The 16,720-nt window shown below is 65.3% G+C and carries 11 protein-coding genes and 1 pseudogene; 6 read left to right on the forward strand and 6 right to left on the reverse strand.

All coding sequences use genetic code 11. The features are described 5' to 3' along the window. The first annotated feature begins 65 nt into the window (after nucleotides 1-65). The gene (mfd, locus tag ACK8HH_RS04800; RefSeq protein WP_346077668.1) at nucleotides 66-3,656 is read left to right on the forward strand and encodes a transcription-repair coupling factor; all 3,591 of its coding nucleotides are present in this window, start codon (nucleotides 66-68) and stop codon (nucleotides 3,654-3,656) included. A 61-nt stretch (nucleotides 3,657-3,717) separates the two neighbouring features. Further along, nucleotides 3,718-5,274, forward strand: a complete 1,557-nt coding sequence (locus ACK8HH_RS04805; protein ID WP_346077666.1) for an HNH endonuclease signature motif containing protein — start codon at nucleotides 3,718-3,720, stop codon at nucleotides 5,272-5,274. Nucleotides 5,275-5,293: 19 nt separating this feature from the next. On the opposite strand, the gene dapA is transcribed toward ACK8HH_RS04805, so the two are convergent. Then, nucleotides 5,294-6,226: a 4-hydroxy-tetrahydrodipicolinate synthase gene (gene dapA, locus ACK8HH_RS04810; protein ID WP_006897586.1), complete on the reverse strand. Its 933-nt coding sequence runs from the start codon at nucleotides 6,224-6,226 to the stop codon at nucleotides 5,294-5,296. 72 nt (nucleotides 6,227-6,298) lie between these two features. On the opposite strand from dapA, the gene ACK8HH_RS04815 reads away from it, so the two are divergent. Together ACK8HH_RS04815 and ACK8HH_RS04820 are read left to right on the forward strand one after the other, a co-directional pair. Beyond that, nucleotides 6,299-7,276, forward strand: coding sequence for a LysR family transcriptional regulator (locus ACK8HH_RS04815; protein ID WP_346077664.1), 978 nt, complete (start codon nucleotides 6,299-6,301; stop codon nucleotides 7,274-7,276). 64 nt (nucleotides 7,277-7,340) lie between these two features. Continuing rightward, complete coding sequence (locus tag ACK8HH_RS04820) at nucleotides 7,341-8,483, forward strand: MazG family protein (RefSeq protein WP_006897584.1); 1,143 nt, start codon at nucleotides 7,341-7,343, stop codon at nucleotides 8,481-8,483. 282 nt (nucleotides 8,484-8,765) lie between these two features. On the opposite strand, the gene ACK8HH_RS04825 is transcribed toward ACK8HH_RS04820, so the two are convergent. Both ACK8HH_RS04825 and ACK8HH_RS04830 read right to left on the reverse strand, forming a co-directional pair. Further along, nucleotides 8,766-9,788, reverse strand: coding sequence for an IS30 family transposase (locus ACK8HH_RS04825; protein ID WP_412475205.1), 1,023 nt, complete (start codon nucleotides 9,786-9,788; stop codon nucleotides 8,766-8,768). Nucleotides 9,789-9,821: 33 nt separating this feature from the next. Beyond that, complete coding sequence (locus ACK8HH_RS04830; protein WP_412475714.1) at nucleotides 9,822-10,334, reverse strand: DUF3427 domain-containing protein; 513 nt, start codon at nucleotides 10,332-10,334, stop codon at nucleotides 9,822-9,824. Nucleotides 10,335-10,605: 271 nt separating this feature from the next. Between ACK8HH_RS04830 and ACK8HH_RS04835 the strand changes: the two genes are divergently transcribed. Continuing rightward, nucleotides 10,606-11,628: an IS30 family transposase gene (locus ACK8HH_RS04835; protein WP_412475205.1), complete on the forward strand. Its 1,023-nt coding sequence runs from the start codon at nucleotides 10,606-10,608 to the stop codon at nucleotides 11,626-11,628. Here ACK8HH_RS04835 and ACK8HH_RS04840 read toward each other — a convergent pair. Then, nucleotides 11,568-12,140 (reverse strand): helicase-related protein, encoded by a 573-nt coding sequence (locus ACK8HH_RS04840; RefSeq protein WP_412475715.1) that lies wholly within the window; start codon nucleotides 12,138-12,140, stop codon nucleotides 11,568-11,570. The two genes, ACK8HH_RS04835 and ACK8HH_RS04840, sit on opposite strands and share 61 nt — an antisense overlap. Before the next feature lie 131 nt (nucleotides 12,141-12,271). Beyond that, on the reverse strand, nucleotides 12,272-13,618 hold the full coding sequence (locus tag ACK8HH_RS04845) for an IS1380 family transposase (RefSeq protein WP_278126588.1): 1,347 nt from the start codon (nucleotides 13,616-13,618) through the stop codon (nucleotides 12,272-12,274). 372 nt (nucleotides 13,619-13,990) lie between these two features. Between ACK8HH_RS04845 and ACK8HH_RS04850 the strand changes: the two genes are divergently transcribed. Further along, nucleotides 13,991-15,013, forward strand: coding sequence for an IS30 family transposase (locus ACK8HH_RS04850; RefSeq protein WP_412475205.1), 1,023 nt, complete (start codon nucleotides 13,991-13,993; stop codon nucleotides 15,011-15,013). 8 nt (nucleotides 15,014-15,021) lie between these two features. Here ACK8HH_RS04850 and ACK8HH_RS04855 read toward each other — a convergent pair. Continuing rightward, nucleotides 15,022-16,677, reverse strand: a pseudogene (locus ACK8HH_RS04855) (DEAD/DEAH box helicase family protein); the annotation flags it as partial. Nucleotides 16,678-16,720: the final 43 nt, after the last annotated feature.

Here is a 16,720-nt window from a genome sequence, read left to right on the forward strand (position 1 = left end):
CGACGAGCCTGGGGACCGACGAGCCTGGGGGCGACAGGACGCGGTGGTCTTCTACACTTGACACAGTGTCGACCCCCTCTGCGCCGCGTCCCTCCCTGTCCGGGCTGACCTCCTTCGCGTTTCGTGATGCGGCCTTCGGTTTGCTGCGGGAACGAGTGGGCGAGACTCGCCTCGACATCACGGCACCGGACGCGGCCCGGCCGCTGGTGGTTGCGCGCCTGGCCGAGATCTCCGAGAACCCCGTCCTGGTCGTGACCGCCAACGGTCGGGAGGCCGACGACCTCACGACCGAACTGTCGGAACTGCTGCCGTCGGGGCCCAACGGGACGTCGGTCGTCGCTCAATTCCCGTCGTGGGAGACGCTGCCGCACGAGCGGCTATCGCCCAGCGCCGACACGGTCGGTGCCCGGCTCGCGGTGCTCAGTCGACTGGCCGACCCGGCGGTGTCCCCGTTGCGCGTCGTCGTCGCGACCGTCCGTTCCCTTGTGCAGCCGATGGCTCCCGGGCTCGGTGCGATGCGCGCGGTCACGCTCACCGAAGGCACGGAGGTGCAGTTCGACGGTCTGATCGAGAAGCTCGTCGAGATGGCCTACGAGCGCGTCGACATGGTCGGTGCCCGCGGCGAGTTCGCGGTGCGCGGCGGCATCCTCGACATCTTCCCGACCACCGCCGACTACCCGGTGCGAGTGGAGTTCTGGGGCGACGAGGTGACCGACATCCGCGCGTTCTCCGTCGCCGACCAGCGGACGCAGCCGGAGATCGACACGTCGGTGGTCCAGATTCATCCGTGCCGAGAACTGGTGCTGACCGCGGAGGTCCGGGACCGGGCCGCCGAACTCGCGTCGACAGTCGAGGACGAGTCGCTGCGCGAGATCCTGACCAAACTGTCGGAGGGCATTCCCGTCGAGGGAATGGAAGCGCTGATCCCGGCACTCGTCGACGGCCGGATGCAGATGCTCACCGAGGTGATGCCCGACGGCACTCGGGTACTGGTCCTCGATCCGGAGAAGGTGCGCACCCGTGCCGCCGATCTGGCGAGGACCGGCGAGGAGTTCTTGGAGGCGTCGTGGAACGCCGCGGCGCTGGGGGCAGCGGCGCCCGTGGCCGCGGGCGAACCCTCCATCGACCTGTCGGCGAGTGCCTACCGCAGCGTCGGTGACGTCGAACGTGCGACCGTGGAGGCGGGCAAACCGTGGTGGACGATGAGTCCGCTCTCGGCGGGATCGGGCGAGGAGCTCGAACTCGATCTGCAGCCCGGGCCGGCGCCGCACGGCGACCCCGCCGAGCTCGACGAGTTCATGACGTCGTTGCGCGCTCAGGTCGCCTCGGGCGGTCGTGCGGCGTTGATCGCCGCCGGCCGGGGCACTGCGATGCGATTCGTCGACCGTCTCGGTGAGGCCGAGGTCCCGGCCCGGCTCGTGGAGCCGGGCGATGAGTTGCCGGCCGACGCGGTCGGCGTGTTCCACGGCACGCTGCGGCGCGGACTGGTCTGCCCGTCGGCGCGTCTGGTGATCGCCACCGAGGCGGACGTCACCGGCGCTCGCGTCGTCGGTGTGAAGGACGGCCGGCGACTGCCGGCCAAGCGGCGCAATCAGGTCGACCCGTTGGCGTTGAGCGCCGGTGACCTGGTGGTGCACGACCAACACGGCATCGGCAAGTTCGTCGAGATGATCGAACGCACGGTCTCCGGTGCCCGGCGCGAGTACCTCGTGATCGAGTACGCGCCCGGCAAGCGGGGACAGCCGGGCGACCGCCTGTACGTTCCGATGGACGCGCTCGACCAGTTGTCGCGCTACGTCGGCGGCGAGCAGCCGGGGCTCAGCAAGCTCGGCGGTTCCGACTGGGCCAATACCAAGCGCAAGGCGCGCAAGGCGGTCCGGGAGATCGCGGGCGAACTGGTGCAGCTGTACGCCGCGCGGCATGCGGCACCGGGTTTCGCGTTCAGCCCCGACACCCCGTGGCAGCGGGAGATGGAGGACGCCTTCGACTACACCGAGACCGTCGACCAGATGACGGTGATCGGCGAGGTCAAGGCCGATATGGAGAAGCCGGTCCCGATGGACCGGGTGGTGGTCGGCGACGTCGGTTACGGCAAGACCGAGATCGCAGTCCGCGCCGCGTTCAAGGCCGTTCAGGACGGGAAGCAGGTCGCGGTCCTGGTACCGACGACGATTCTCGCCGGGCAGCACCTGCAGACCTTCACCGAGCGGATGGCGGGCTTCCCGGTCACCGTGCGCGGGTTGTCGCGGTTCACCGATCCGGCCGAGTCGAAGGAGATCATCGCGCAGATGGCCTCCGGTGAGGTCGACGTCGTCATCGGCACGCATCGGCTGCTGCAGACCGGCGTCCGATGGAAAGACCTCGGTCTGGTGATCGTGGACGAGGAGCAGCGCTTCGGTGTGGAGCATAAGGAGCACATCAAGGCGCTGCGCACCCACGTGGACGTGCTCACCATGTCGGCGACGCCGATCCCGCGCACCCTCGAGATGTCGATGGCGGGTATCCGCGAGATGTCGACCATCCTCACTCCGCCCGAGGAACGGCACCCGGTCCTGACGTATGTCGGCGCTTACTCCGACAAGCAGGTCGCGGCGGCCATCCGGCGCGAGCTGCTGCGCGACGGTCAGGTGTTCTACGTGCACAATCGCGTCTCGACCATCGACAAGACCGCCAAGCATCTCGCGAACATGATTCCCGAGGCCCGGGTGGTGGTCGCGCACGGGCAGATGGGCGAGGAGCAACTGGAACGAACCGTCCAGGGCTTCTGGGACCGCGAGTACGACGTCCTCGTGTGCACCACGATCATCGAGACCGGGCTCGACATCTCGAACGCCAACACCCTGATCGTCGACCGTGCGGAGAACTTCGGGCTCTCGCAGCTGCACCAGCTGCGCGGGCGCGTCGGGCGAAGCCGGGAGCGCGGGTACGCGTACCTGCTGTACAGCCCGGACAAGCCGCTGACCGAGACGGCCTACGACCGGCTCGCGACTATCGCCCAGAACAACGAACTCGGTGCCGGCATGGCGGTGGCGCTCAAGGATCTCGAGCTGCGCGGTGCCGGCAACGTCCTCGGCGCCGAGCAGTCCGGGCACGTCGCGGGTGTCGGCTTCGACCTCTACGTGCGGTTGGTCGGCGAAGCGGTCGAGGCGTACCGAGCCGCGGCCGACGGCAAGGCAGTGGCGACCGAGGAGAACGTCGAGGTGCGCATCGACCTTCCGGTGGACGCGCACATCCCCGTCGAGTACGTGGAGGCGGACCGGCTCAGGCTGGAGGCATACCGCAAGCTGGCGTCGGCCACCAGTGACGATGACGTCGACGAGGTGATGAGCGAACTGACCGACCGCTACGGTGAGCCGCCCGTCGAGACGCAGCGTCTCGCGGCGATCGCACGTCTGCGGCTCCGGTGCCGCGAACGCGGTATCGCGGAGGTCGGTCTGGCCGGTCAATCCATCCGGATCTCACCGATGCTTCTGCTCGACAGCCAGCAGGTCCGGCTCGCGCGCATGTACTCGTCGGCGAGCTACCGTGCCGCGACCCACATGGTGACACTGCCGATCCCGCGTACCGGCGGCGTCGGTTCCCCCCGACTCCGGGACACAGAGCTCGTCGACTATCTCGTCACGTTCCTTCAGACGATCGCGCCGCTGGAGTCGTAGCGTCCGGTCGATGTCAGACCCCTCCGATAGTCTCGAATGTGAGTTCGATGAAGGGGGCGGCATGAGTACTCGAATCGACCGTTTTCAGGGTTCGACGGTCCGGATCGACGACGATGCGATCGTCATCCGGATCGGAATCCCGGACGGCGCGAAGGGCGATCGAGCCGCGCTGTTGCAATTCGCCGCTCGATCGGACTGCTATCAGGGCGCGGTGATGTGGCATCGCTACGCCGCCGTGTACCGCCTGTATCAGGCGAGAAGGGCTGAGTTGGAGGCCGATTCGGCGGTGGACGCGTACTCGCGGCTCTACGACCCGCAATGCCAGACGGCCGCGGCCTACGCGGTCGCAGCCGGAGTACGGCCGCACACCGCTGAGATGTTCGTCGATCGCGCGATCGCGTGCGTGGAGCGGATCCCGGCAGTGGGCAGGCTGCTGCGCGACGGTCGGATCACGGTCGCGTGGTTCACGCGGGCCGTCGAGCAGACGGCGCTCGTGGACGACCTGGAGCTCCTGGAGTTCATCGACGCGGAGATCGCGCACCGTCTCTCCGAGGCGGGCGGGCTATCGGCCGCCCGCGTCGAGTCGATCGTCTCCGCGGTGGTCGCCGAGTACGATCCCGATGCGGTGACCATGACGCGCGAGCAGATCGCAGCGGGAAAGAACGTGGTCGTGTCCCCGGTGTCCGACGGCATGTCGGAGATGGTCATCACCGGTTCGTCCGAGGATGCGATGATCGCGCTCGGTACCATCGACGCCCTCGCCGACGGCGTCTGTCCCTTCGATCCCCGCACGAAGCAGGCCCGTCGGTCCGATGCCGCGACCGCGCTGCTGCATCGCGCCGAGTTCACCTGCCGATGCGATCGCGACGACTGCGCTTCGGCCCTGTCGCCGGAGCAGGTCGAATCGCGGCGCGGTCAGATCGTGGTTCACGTCGTGGTCCGCAAAGACGCCCTCGACGGGACGTCGGAGACTCCGGCGTACGAAGACGGGGTCGGTCCGATCTCGGCCAGGCGTGCGCGTGAACTCATGGCTCGGCCCGACGCGGTGGTACGGGAACTCGACATCGACAAGGTCATCGCCGACTGCGCCGCCCATGCGGATCGATACCGGCCGTCCGCCGCTGTAGCCACCGCGGTGCGTGCCCTGTTCGGCACGTGCACCTGGCCGGGCTGCGATCGTCCCGCGTGGAAATCCGATCTCGATCACGTCGTCGAGTTCGATCACGTGGACCCCGCCGCGGGCGGCCCGACCTGCTTGTGCAATCTGAACCCGAAATGCCGCTTCCATCACGGTCTGAAGACCTTCGGCAGCGGGTGGGTCGACGACCAGGTCGTCGATGCGGCCGGTGTTCTCTGGTCGGAGGTGACGACCCCGGACGGAGTCTCGGTGCGTCAGCAGGCGCTGAACCTCTGGTTGCTGCCGGAGCTGGGCCGCTTCCAGTGCCGTCACGGCGTGTCGATCGGCCAGTCGCGCGAACCGCCACGACACGCCGAGGGGGAGCCCGAGAGGGCACGGACCCGCACCCAGGCCAAACACCGCTATCGGATGCAGCGGCGCGCGGCTAACCGCCGACGCCGAGAGGCGATGCTGGTTGGCGACGGCGAACCGCCGTTCTGAGGGTGATAGCGCGCGTCGGCTATGCCGTCAGCAACCGATCGCCGGTCGGCTGACCGTCGGCCGCGAGGGCGGCGCGGATGACGGCGACCTCAGAGGCGGTCGCCTCGAGCAGTGGCGCGCGTACGGCGGCATGGGAGATGACGCCGATCTCGCGGAGCGCGGCCTTCGCGGTCACCACACCCGGTGCTGTGCGCATCAGTGCGATCGTCAGGGGGAGGACGGCGTCATTGATCGCGCGGGCCCGCGGCAGATCGCCCGCATCGATCGCCGTGATGAGGTCCCTGTTGCGGTCTGCGCCGACCACTCCCATCACGCTGACCAGACCCGAGGCTCCGGCCGCCAGGTACGGCAGGTTCAGCTCGTCGATGCCGCAGTAGTACGCCATCCCGGTCTCGGCCATCACCGACATCACCTCGAACAGATCCCCCTTCGCATCCTTCACCGCGGCGATGCGCGGGTGGTGCGAGAGTTCGACGAGCGTCTCCCGGGTGAGAGCGAGGCCGGTGCGGCCGGGGATGTCGTAGAGCATCACCGGGAGTTCGGTGGCGTCGGCGATCGCCACCGTGTGAGCGATCACTCCGGCCTGAGACGGCTTCGAGTAGTAGGGCGTCACGACCAGCAGAGCGTCGGCGGCGCCTGCCGCGGCGACTGCTCTGGCGGTCTGGACGCTCTTAGCCGTGTGATTGGTGCCCACGCCGACGACGAGGCGGGTCGCCGAACCCGCCGCGGCGCGGACCAGTTCCAGTACGCGAAGCAATTCGACGAGTTCGAGGGTCGGAGCCTCCCCGGTGGTGCCGGCCACCACGATCCCGTCGCAGCCGGTGTCGACGAGATGCTTCGCCACCGCGCCGATGCCGACCTCGTCGAGCGAGCCGTCGGGGTTCATCGGCGTCGGCATGGCGACGAGGTTCGATCCGAAGATCGCGCGCGCGGGATGCGAGGTCGAAGTCATGCATTCATCGTCGCCACGGAAATAGTTCACCACAAGCGAGGAGTTATCGTGAGTAATCGTTAGGAGTACTTCATGATCGATGTCGGAGCATTGAGAGCTCTGCGGGCCGTCGCCGATTTGGGGACGATGGCGCGGGCCGCCGACGAGCTCGGGTTCACGCCCTCGGCCATCTCTCAGCAGATCAAGAGGCTCGAGTCGCAGGTCGGGGTGCGTCTGGTGGCGCCGGCCGGGCGCCGGGTGGTGCTGACTCCGGCCGCACATGCGCTCGTCGAGACCGCGCCGGAAGTGCTGAACGCGCTTGAGAAGTCGGTGGCGGCGGCACGGTCGGTGGATGCCGGTTCGCCGCGCGGTGTGGTGAGGATCGCAGCGTTCTCGACCGGTGTCCGCGGCATCGTCGCGCCCGCATTGAAGCGTGTGCGACGCCTCCATCCGGAGGTGCGAGTCGAGGTGACGGAACTCGATCCGGTGCCCGCCGTGTACGCGGTCGAGTCGGGCAACGCCGATCTCGCGATGGTTCACGACGCCGACGGCGTGACGGTCGCGGTGCCGGCGGGGCTGGAGCGGTCGCATCTGCACACCGACATCGGCGACCTCGCGGTGCCGCTGGGGCATCCGCTGGCTGAGGCCGACCGGCCGATCCGGCGGGCCGAGCTCCGCGACTGCGGATGGGTGACCAGTCCCGTCGGCACGGTCTGTCATCGGTGGTTCGAGCGGTTGTTCGCCGAGTCGGAGCAGCAGCCGGACGTGATCCACTCGGTGGACGACTTCGGCACGCAGATGGCGTTGGTCGAGGCGGGCGACGTGGTCGCGCTGATCCCGCGCCTCGCCCGGCCTCGCGTGCCGGAGGGGGTGGCGGTGCGCGAGTTGCAGAATTCGCCGCGGCGTGAGGTCCATACCGTGTGGAGGCACAGCGCGGAGGCCGACCCGGCATTGCGGGCAGTACTGACGGAGATCAGGGGCGTGCCGAGTGAAGACGGCAGTGAGGATGGCTCGGTGTCAGGCCGCCATCCCGGCAGTAATGCGCGACACGATTCCTTCCCGCGCGTGTGACCGGAGCGAAGCCTTGTGACGCGTTAATGTCGAGGTTGACACTGATTTGCGAGGAGGAGCTTCCATGACCGTGGTCCTGCTCGACGCGTCGCGACCCGATCTCGTTCCTGCCGGTGCGGTGGCGCTGCTCGCGGAGACCGTGGCCGTCACCGAAGAGGTGCACCCGTCGCTGTTGTGGCAGTTGCCGTCGTACGAGCTCGTCGGTCTGGTCGAGGACGACGGTACTAAGACCCTGGTGAGTTCTGATCGTGATCATCCGGCTGTCGTCGAGCGGTTGAAGTGGGGCGAGCCGGTCATCGAAGGCAGTAATCTCCCGGGCGGCAAGCTGCTGCGGGCTGTCGAGCTGATGGACCGGCTTCGTCGCATGGGCCCGTGGGAGCGGTTGCAGACGCACGACTCGCTGCGCAAGTACCTTCTCGAAGAGGTGTACGAGCTGCTCGACTCGATCGACCACGGTACGTCCGAGGAACTCTGCTCTGAGCTCGGCGATCTCCTCCTGCAAGTGCTGTTCCACGCGCGCATCGCCGCTGATTCGGCGGTCGGGGCGTTCGACATCGACGACGTGGCGCAGAGCTTCATCGACAAAGTGTCGAATCGAACACCCGGCGTTCTGGGCGGTGAGCACGCCGATCTGCATCGTCAGATCAACGAGTGGGAGGCAGCGAAAGCCGCCGAGCGCGAACGCGGCAGTGTGCTCGACGGCATCGTCACCACCCAGCCGGCGCTGGCCTTGGTGCAGAAGGTGTTCGAGCGTCTCGCCGGCGCAGGTTTCCCCGTCGCGGCCGTGAGCCCCTCGCTCTATCGAGTCGATATCCCCTTCCGCAAGCATGCCGTCGGCAGCGTCGAGGACGACCTCCGTCGTCGCGCGATCGCATTGATGAACCAGGTCCGTACCGCCGAGGGCGCCGCCGCCGAGGACGGTGTGGTGCCCCGGGACGACAACACGTGGCGCAAGTACCTGGGAATGACGTATGTCGAGGAATCGGCGGAGCCCGACGCGGACGCAGACTCCGGCGCGGACGTCGAGGAAGCCGGCATCGAGGACACCGCTGAGGACCCTGCTGACGAGGATTACGAGGAACTGGTCGTCGACGAAGACCCGATCGCCCGGAACAAGAAGGGCAAGACTCACAAGGTCAAGGATCTGAAGGTCCCGAAGGTCCCCGGCATGGTCGTGGTGGAGAAGTGGAGCGCCGAGGGGGAGTAGGCGACCCGTCGGCTGGTTGAGCCCTGCCCGCTGGTTGAGCCGCGAGGAGCGGAGCGACGAGCGTGTCGAAACCACGGGAGCGCGGGGGCGGCGAATCTACCCCGCAGCCACCTTGGCTTCGTGGAAGAACTCGGCGGGCATCTCGTATGAAAGTCTCCAGGTGACGGCGATCGGTCGCTCGCCTCGGTGATCTGCCATCGTTGCTGGGCCGATGAACATGTACGGCATGGGGCCAAACTCGCCCACCTTCCGATGTCGGACGAACAACAGCACAGGGCGGTGTCAACTCGTGGAAGCAACGTTGTCCTTCAGTAGGCGTTCGAAGACTTCCCGTGGAGTGTAGAAGCCCAGGCACTGCCGTGGCCGCTCGTTGAGCTCGCGGGCGATCGCTTCGAGGTACAGCTGATCGGATGGGATTTCGGTGCCCTTGGGCAGGTACTCGCGGATCAGGCCGTTGGTGTTCTCATTCGTCGGGCGTTCCCATGGCGAGCGGGGATGAGCGAAGTAGATCGGCAACTCGGCGGCCACGGTGACGCTGGCGTGCTCGGCCATCTCGGTGCCTTGATCCCACGTCAGGCCCTGTCGCATGAACTCCGGCAGTCCTCGCAGGTGATCGATCAGCACATCAGCAACGCCGGGTGCTTTCTTCCCGTCCGGCAGACCCAGGATCAGCGTGTACCGGCTGGTGCGCTCGACCAAGGTCACCGCCGCGGACTGGCCGGCCTTCCCGACGATCAGATCTCCTTCCCACCAGCCCGGCACCCGCCGATCGGCCGCGGTCTCGGGGCGGTCGTCGATGCTGACCATGCCCACGATCCGCGCCGACCGCTCACCGACTGACTTGCGGGGTTTACGCGCGGTGCGCTTGGACTGCAACAGGATGCCCTGAGCAGCCAACTCTCCCTTCGGAAGAGCATAAATCCACCGATAGATCGACTCGTGTGACACGCGGCGGCCCTGCGCGTTCGGTGAACCCGTCATGGGATCCACTGTGGGGTCTTGGGCCTCGAGCTTCAACCTCCCCGCGATCTGGCGCGGCGTCCGCGACCTGCGCAGGTCGGACCGTACCCGGTCGGCGAGCACCGAGTCAGCATCGATCGCCCTCGTCTGCGGACGGGCCCGCCGTGCGCGGGCGTGCTTGTCGGCGTGCACCACCTGATACGCGCCCGTCTTGGTGGCATTGCGTTTGATCTCGCGAGACACCACCGACTTGTCGCGCCCGATCTGCTCGGCGATCGCCGTGACCGTCATCCCCGCACGCCGTCCGACCGCGATCTCCGTCCGGTCCGCCACCGTCAACATCATCCGTCCCAGCCCCACCCAGGGTCTCCTACCGCGCTACCCGCAACCCCTCGTGGCCTGCAGTGTTGCTACGACGGTATGACACCGCCCAGTGCTGGTCCCGTTCACATAACGTTGACCAGTCCTTGAAGCAAGTGTCGTTGTCGACTGACTTTCCCAATGGAACAACCTACGGCTTATCGGATAGTCCCGATACATTGTCGTCGGCGAGAATCCGGTGTCAGACTTCGTCAACGTCACAAAGAATGCGTCGACATTGAGGTCGTCGATATACTTTACACCTTCGCGAAAATTCCCTGGCTTGGATTGTAGTGCCGCAACACCGAGAGCAGCAAGAATCTCCTCGCGCTGGTAATGTGCGTGGAGCTGCAGCGGTAGATCACGCAGTGATCCCGCCAGTGGTCTTGTTTGCTGTCGAGAATTCTCAAATCCGTAGTCCGTAATCGCGATCAGTTCTTTGCATGCCTCAGGCTCTGATCGCAGAAGTTCTAGAGCTTCACGGAGGGAAGCGAAATCTCCGCCTGTCGGCCAGACGGAAAATATCAACATATCCGCGAGTCGCCTGTCTCGATCGGATAGTTCGCTGTAGGTCTTCGTGTCGGAGAGTAAGCGCCGATACGCTATCGCGCGGACGGGATCGTCAACATGTGAAAATGCTCGGTTTCGCTTGAGGATCTCAGATTCCAGCACCGAACCTGACGCGGAGAGATGGCCGGCATCTCGGCGCAGGCGAGGGCGGTGTCATACCGTCGTAGCAACACTGCAGGCCACGAGGGGTTGCGGGTAGCGCGGTAGGAGACCCTGGGTGGGGCTGGGACGGATGATGTTGACGGTGGCGGACCGGACGGAGATCGCGGTCGGACGGCGTGCGGGGATGACGGTCACGGCGATCGCCGAGCAGATCGGGCGCGACAAGTCGGTGGTGTCTCGCGAGATCAAACGCAATGCCACCAAGACGGGCGCGTATCAGGTGGTGCACGCCGACAAGCACGCCCGCGCACGGCGGGCCCGTCCGCAGACGAGGGCGATCGATGCTGACTCGGTGCTCGCCGACCGGGTACGGTCCGACCTGCGCAGGTCGCGGACGCCGCGCCAGATCGCGGGGAGGTTGAAGCTCGAGGCCCAAGACCCCACAGTGGATCCCATGACGGGTTCACCGAACGCGCAGGGCCGCCGCGTGTCACACGAGTCGATCTATCGGTGGATTTATGCTCTTCCGAAGGGAGAGTTGGCTGCTCAGGGCATCCTGTTGCAGTCCAAGCGCACCGCGCGTAAACCCCGCAAGTCAGTCGGTGAGCGGTCGGCGCGGATCGTGGGCATGGTCAGCATCGACGACCGCCCCGAGACCGCGGCCGATCGGCGGGTGCCGGGCTGGTGGGAAGGAGATCTGATCGTCGGGAAGGCCGGCCAGTCCGCGGCGGTGACCTTGGTCGAGCGCACCAGCCGGTACACGCTGATCCTGGGTCTGCCGGACGGGAAGAAAGCACCCGGCGTTGCTGATGTGCTGATCGATCACCTGCGAGGACTGCCGGAGTTCATGCGACAGGGCCTGACGTGGGATCAAGGCACCGAGATGGCCGAGCACGCCAGCGTCACCGTGGCCGCCGAGTTGCCGATCTACTTCGCTCATCCCCGCTCGCCATGGGAACGCCCGACGAATGAGAACACCAACGGCCTGATCCGCGAGTACCTGCCCAAGGGCACCGAAATCCCATCCGATCAGCTGTACCTCGAAGCGATCGCCCGCGAGCTCAACGAGCGGCCACGGCAGTGCCTGGGCTTCTACACTCCACGGGAAGTCTTCGAACGCCTACTGAAGGACAACGTTGCTTCCACGAGTTGACACCGCCGAGTCCATGACTTGTTGCCGTCCTTGACAAGGTTCGCAAGTGGCAATTCGGTTTCGTCCAGGAATTCTCCAAAGGTGATATCGCCCACCGATTGTAGTTCGCGGACCATGTCTTTCCATCGCATCGTGAGCTGCCGTTGAAGGCTGGCCAGAACAATTTCTTGGGAGGTCTTATCGAACACGATCCGACACCCGGACGGTAGCGTTGGGAATTGATCGATGACCTTCTGTTTCTGTGACCGTCGACTGCCTCCCGTTAGTGCTCGGAGCCGGAGATCCCAGCGAAACTCTTCGCGTTGGTTGCCGACAAAATCGAGAATAGTGAGAATAGGTTTCGATTCAGTGCGGCGAAGTCCACGCCCCAGTTGCTGCAGGAATACGGTTGCGCTCTCTGTTGGCCGGAGCATGAAGATCGTGTCGACTTCCTTAATGTCGACGCCTTCGTTAAATACGTCAACCGAAAATATTGCATTGATGGAGCGATTGCCCAGACTAGCCCCCCTGATTCATGGGGTGTGGGAGATTCGGTTCTCTACGGATGTCGCGTCCTGATTGGCGAGTAGGCGTGCGGAAGCTCCGGCTAGCGCTGCCGGTGGGCGGGTCTCCGGGTGGTGCTGTCGTGGGCGGGCAGGTGAGGTCAGGCGGGTTTGGGGATCGCGGCGATCGTGTGGAACACCGCCTCGATGGCGACGGCCCACGGCCAGGTTTCGGGGATTTTCACGCGTCGTCGGCGGCTGCTGCGGGTCAGCAGGGCCGCGACGTGCAGGAATCGGTAGCGCATCGCTTTGGGCTCGCACAAGGCGAGAACGGCGGCCTCGCCGATGCAGGCCAGCAGCCGCGTCCACGCGATGAGGTCTGCGGCGATCATGACCGCGACGAGCCAGGCCTGGTTGACCGCGAATTCCCGCGAAGGAAGGCGGCCGAGTCCGGTGTCTTTGGCGTGTCGGATCCGGTCCTCCACGCGGGCGTGCGCCCGATGCCGCGCTTCGAGGAACTGCAGTTGACCGACGGCGGTGTTGGTCACAAATGCCTGGTAGCGCCACCCGTCGAGTTCCTCGAACATCGACAGTTGGGCGCCGGGGTGGGGTCGTTCGCGGCGGACGATGACCCGCATCCCGTCTGGCCACTTGGCGAGCATCCGTGGGGAGAGGAACCCGGTCAGCTCGGCGACCTCAGCCCCGGGCCGCAGGTCCCCGCCCTGGTTCAACGCTGGCCCCCACGCGGTGTCGGGGGCGATCGCGATGGCCCGGCGGATTCCGGCGGTGATCGAGAAGCCGACCGAGTACTCCACCCGCCGACCACGGATCCGATTCTGCTCGGAGATCCACTCCAACAGGTCATGGGAGGCGCCGGCGCCGTCGGATCGGATCAGCACATCACGCCGATGGGCGGCGGGAATCTGGGCGATGGCTTGCCCCAGGACGTCGATGTGGTCGGCCGCGGTGTTCGACCCCGCGTTGCCCGGCCGCAAGCTCGCAGCGAGGAACTCTTCTGTGTTGTCGCACCACACGCCGATCGGGTGGTAGCCGAAGGTGCGCTTGTAGGTCGGCGCGCTCTGTTCTTTCTCGCTGTGGGTGACCACGATGGTGGCGTCCACATCGAGCACGACCGTGTCCCCCAGATCCCGGCCCGCGCACTTGGAGGCCGGCACCCCGCCGGGCAGCTGGGACCACACATGCCGCCGCGTACGGGCCCGCGCGACCTGGATCTTTTTGCGTTTACCAGCGGTGACCTCGTCCAGGGCGCGCCACACCGTCGGAGAGGAGGCGACCGGACCCAGGACAGTGGATTGGTGGCGCAGGACGCGGATGTCGGCGATGGACGTGCCGCCACCTGTGAGCATCACCGCGACATCGGTCAACACCCTGCCACGGTCATGGATCGGGATGGATCGGCGCTGCGCCATGGCCCCCGACAGCTCGGCGGTCAGGCCGACGCGATCAGCCAGAAGACGCGGCGCGATGACCCCGGCATGAGCAATCACCCCGACATCCTCGACGGAGAACGACAGACCAGACGACCACGAAGTACGCTTCACCTACCGAGTGCTTTCTGCTTGAGGATCAGGAACCTTAAACAAGTCCCAGTTTCCCCTGTTCAGGGAGCACTTCGGTCTATTTGCGCCCAGCGATCCGCAGATCCCCATGAAACACCGGGGCTAGCGAGGAGTTCGGTCCGCTCGGCGCCCCGGATTTTGCCAGACACCGATGCAGAGGGGATTCCGGCTTCTGTGAATACTCGCGCCATGTACTCGGCATGGCGAACGCTCAGGCGGTGTCATACCGTCGTAGCAACACTGCAGGCCACGAGGGGTTGCGGGTAGCGCGGTAGGAGACCCTGGGTGGGGCTGGGACGGATGATGTTGACGGTGGCGGACCGGACGGAGATCGCGGTCGGACGGCGTGCGGGGATGACGGTCACGGCGATCGCCGAGCAGATCGGGCGCGACAAGTCGGTGGTGTCTCGCGAGATCAAACGCAATGCCACCAAGACGGGCGCGTATCAGGTGGTGCACGCCGACAAGCACGCCCGCGCACGGCGGGCCCGTCCGCAGACGAGGGCGATCGATGCTGACTCGGTGCTCGCCGACCGGGTACGGTCCGACCTGCGCAGGTCGCGGACGCCGCGCCAGATCGCGGGGAGGTTGAAGCTCGAGGCCCAAGACCCCACAGTGGATCCCATGACGGGTTCACCGAACGCGCAGGGCCGCCGCGTGTCACACGAGTCGATCTATCGGTGGATTTATGCTCTTCCGAAGGGAGAGTTGGCTGCTCAGGGCATCCTGTTGCAGTCCAAGCGCACCGCGCGTAAACCCCGCAAGTCAGTCGGTGAGCGGTCGGCGCGGATCGTGGGCATGGTCAGCATCGACGACCGCCCCGAGACCGCGGCCGATCGGCGGGTGCCGGGCTGGTGGGAAGGAGATCTGATCGTCGGGAAGGCCGGCCAGTCCGCGGCGGTGACCTTGGTCGAGCGCACCAGCCGGTACACGCTGATCCTGGGTCTGCCGGACGGGAAGAAAGCACCCGGCGTTGCTGATGTGCTGATCGATCACCTGCGAGGACTGCCGGAGTTCATGCGACAGGGCCTGACGTGGGATCAAGGCACCGAGATGGCCGAGCACGCCAGCGTCACCGTGGCCGCCGAGTTGCCGATCTACTTCGCTCATCCCCGCTCGCCATGGGAACGCCCGACGAATGAGAACACCAACGGCCTGATCCGCGAGTACCTGCCCAAGGGCACCGAAATCCCATCCGATCAGCTGTACCTCGAAGCGATCGCCCGCGAGCTCAACGAGCGGCCACGGCAGTGCCTGGGCTTCTACACTCCACGGGAAGTCTTCGAACGCCTACTGAAGGACAACGTTGCTTCCACGAGTTGACACCGCCTCACGCAAAATCCCAGTGCACGCATGTTGAGCGGTGCGACGATCTTATCGCGTACTGCGTTGAGCACGATCCGTGCACGCGCATCATCCCCGGTATACAACGTCTCAAGTTCTGCTGTTTCGTAACCTCCTCTCTTCCAGCTGAGTCGGGATAGGTCGGTACCGTCGGCAATTCCAAAGTAGTGAAATGGGCACAGCAGCTCGGCCTCGAGTGCATCCCACAATCGAAGTTCAGATGCGATGCGACCATCGAAGAACTGGCGAACATCGATACCGTCGGCGCGCTCTGGGGTAGCAGTGAGTGCCACCATCTCATTGGGCTGCAGGTGATCGACTATCTGTCGATATGTACGTGCCGAAGCGTGATGAAACTCATCTATAATTACCACTTCGAAGTGGTTCGCAGGAATTTCGGTGACGTAACTACTGAGCGACTGTACGCTCGCGAAAACGTGATCCCATCGCTCTGGGCGAGCTCCGGCGACATACAACTCGCCGAAATTTGGGTCGGTTAACACCTCTTGGAAGGTCCTGAGTGCCTGATTGAGAATCTCCTCACGGTGCGCTACGAATAGTAGCCGTGGGCGGTGTTCGGCTGCGTGAGCGATGCGGCGATAGTCCAGAGCTGCAAGAACGGTCTTGCCGGTTCCTGTCGCCGCTACAATCAGATTTCGGTGTCGGCCATGTACGTCACGCTCCGCCTGCAACTCCTCGAGCATGATTTGCTGGTATGGGTACGGCCTCACTTCGAGTCTTGAAGTACTCAGAGTTAGCGAACGGTGCCTTCGATTACCCGAAGCCACTGCGAGGGCGTCGTCTAGGCGATCTCTGTCTCGATCCGGATCATAGGATTCGAACGAAGGGTCACTGTTCCAATAGGTCTCGAATGTCGATGTGAACTTGTCGATTAAGGCAGGGGTGGTGACTCGCGACAGTCGCACGTTCCATTCGACGCCGTCAATCATCGCGGCATTGGAGAGATTCGAAGAACCGATGTATGCGGTATCGTAACCCGAATGGCGGCGGAACAACCACGCTTTCGCGTGGAGGCGGGTTCGGAGATTGTCATATTGCACGCGGACTTGCGCCCCGTAATTGCGCACGAGTCGGTCGAGGGTCTCTCTTTCGGTGGAACCCAGATACGTCGTTGTGATGACCCGGAATGGTTTACCAGTGTCAGCGAGCGTCGCGAGTTGAGCTTCGAGCAAACGGACGCCGCTCCAACGGATGAACGCGCAGACTAGGTCGACCGAATCTGCCGACGCAAGTTCGGCTGGGAGCTCATGCCCGATCGAAGGCTCGCCGCTAGCGTTGGTGAGGAGCGCAGCTTCGGACAAAGGAGTTGTGGGGCGAATTGAAGCTCGGTTTGTTAGGCCGGGATGCTCTGATTGGTAAATGCGGAGGAGCTGACGTGCAGGCTCCTCAACAGCGGCGCTCTCGGAGTCGAGACGACGGATGACGTCGTTGGCGGCATTCAACCGGTCCGATCGATCTTTGATCGCGGTGAGATGCCGGTAGACTACGTCGCTCACGTGCCGAGCGAGTAGATGCGGTTCGTCGACAGCATCGATGCGGGCTGTTTCGTAACGCCGTCCGCTGGACTCGAGTTCAGCGTGGAGCTCTTGGGTTACCAGCTGTTCGTAGATGCCTTCTTCCACTCGCACAGTGTTGCATCCGCCACCGACATTTCTCACGAACACC

Source organism: Gordonia sp. LUNF6 (assembly GCF_047041125.1).
Classification (GTDB): Bacteria; Actinomycetota; Actinomycetes; order Mycobacteriales; family Mycobacteriaceae; genus Gordonia; species Gordonia sihwensis.

Coding starts and splice junctions, on each gene's coding strand:
- ACK8HH_RS04805 (WP_346077666.1), top strand. CDS start 3,718: ATGAGTACTCGAATCGACCGTTTTCAGGGTTCGACGGTCCGGATCGAC.
- dapA (WP_006897586.1), bottom strand. CDS start 6,226: ATGACTTCGACCTCGCATCCCGCGCGCGCGATCTTCGGATCGAACCTC.
- ACK8HH_RS04815 (WP_346077664.1), top strand. CDS start 6,299: ATGATCGATGTCGGAGCATTGAGAGCTCTGCGGGCCGTCGCCGATTTG.
- ACK8HH_RS04820 (WP_006897584.1), top strand. CDS start 7,341: ATGACCGTGGTCCTGCTCGACGCGTCGCGACCCGATCTCGTTCCTGCC.
- ACK8HH_RS04825 (WP_412475205.1), bottom strand. CDS start 9,788: ATGATGTTGACGGTGGCGGACCGGACGGAGATCGCGGTCGGACGGCGT.
- ACK8HH_RS04830 (WP_412475714.1), bottom strand. CDS start 10,334: ATGTTGATATTTTCCGTCTGGCCGACAGGCGGAGATTTCGCTTCCCTC.
- ACK8HH_RS04835 (WP_412475205.1), top strand. CDS start 10,606: ATGATGTTGACGGTGGCGGACCGGACGGAGATCGCGGTCGGACGGCGT.
- ACK8HH_RS04850 (WP_412475205.1), top strand. CDS start 13,991: ATGATGTTGACGGTGGCGGACCGGACGGAGATCGCGGTCGGACGGCGT.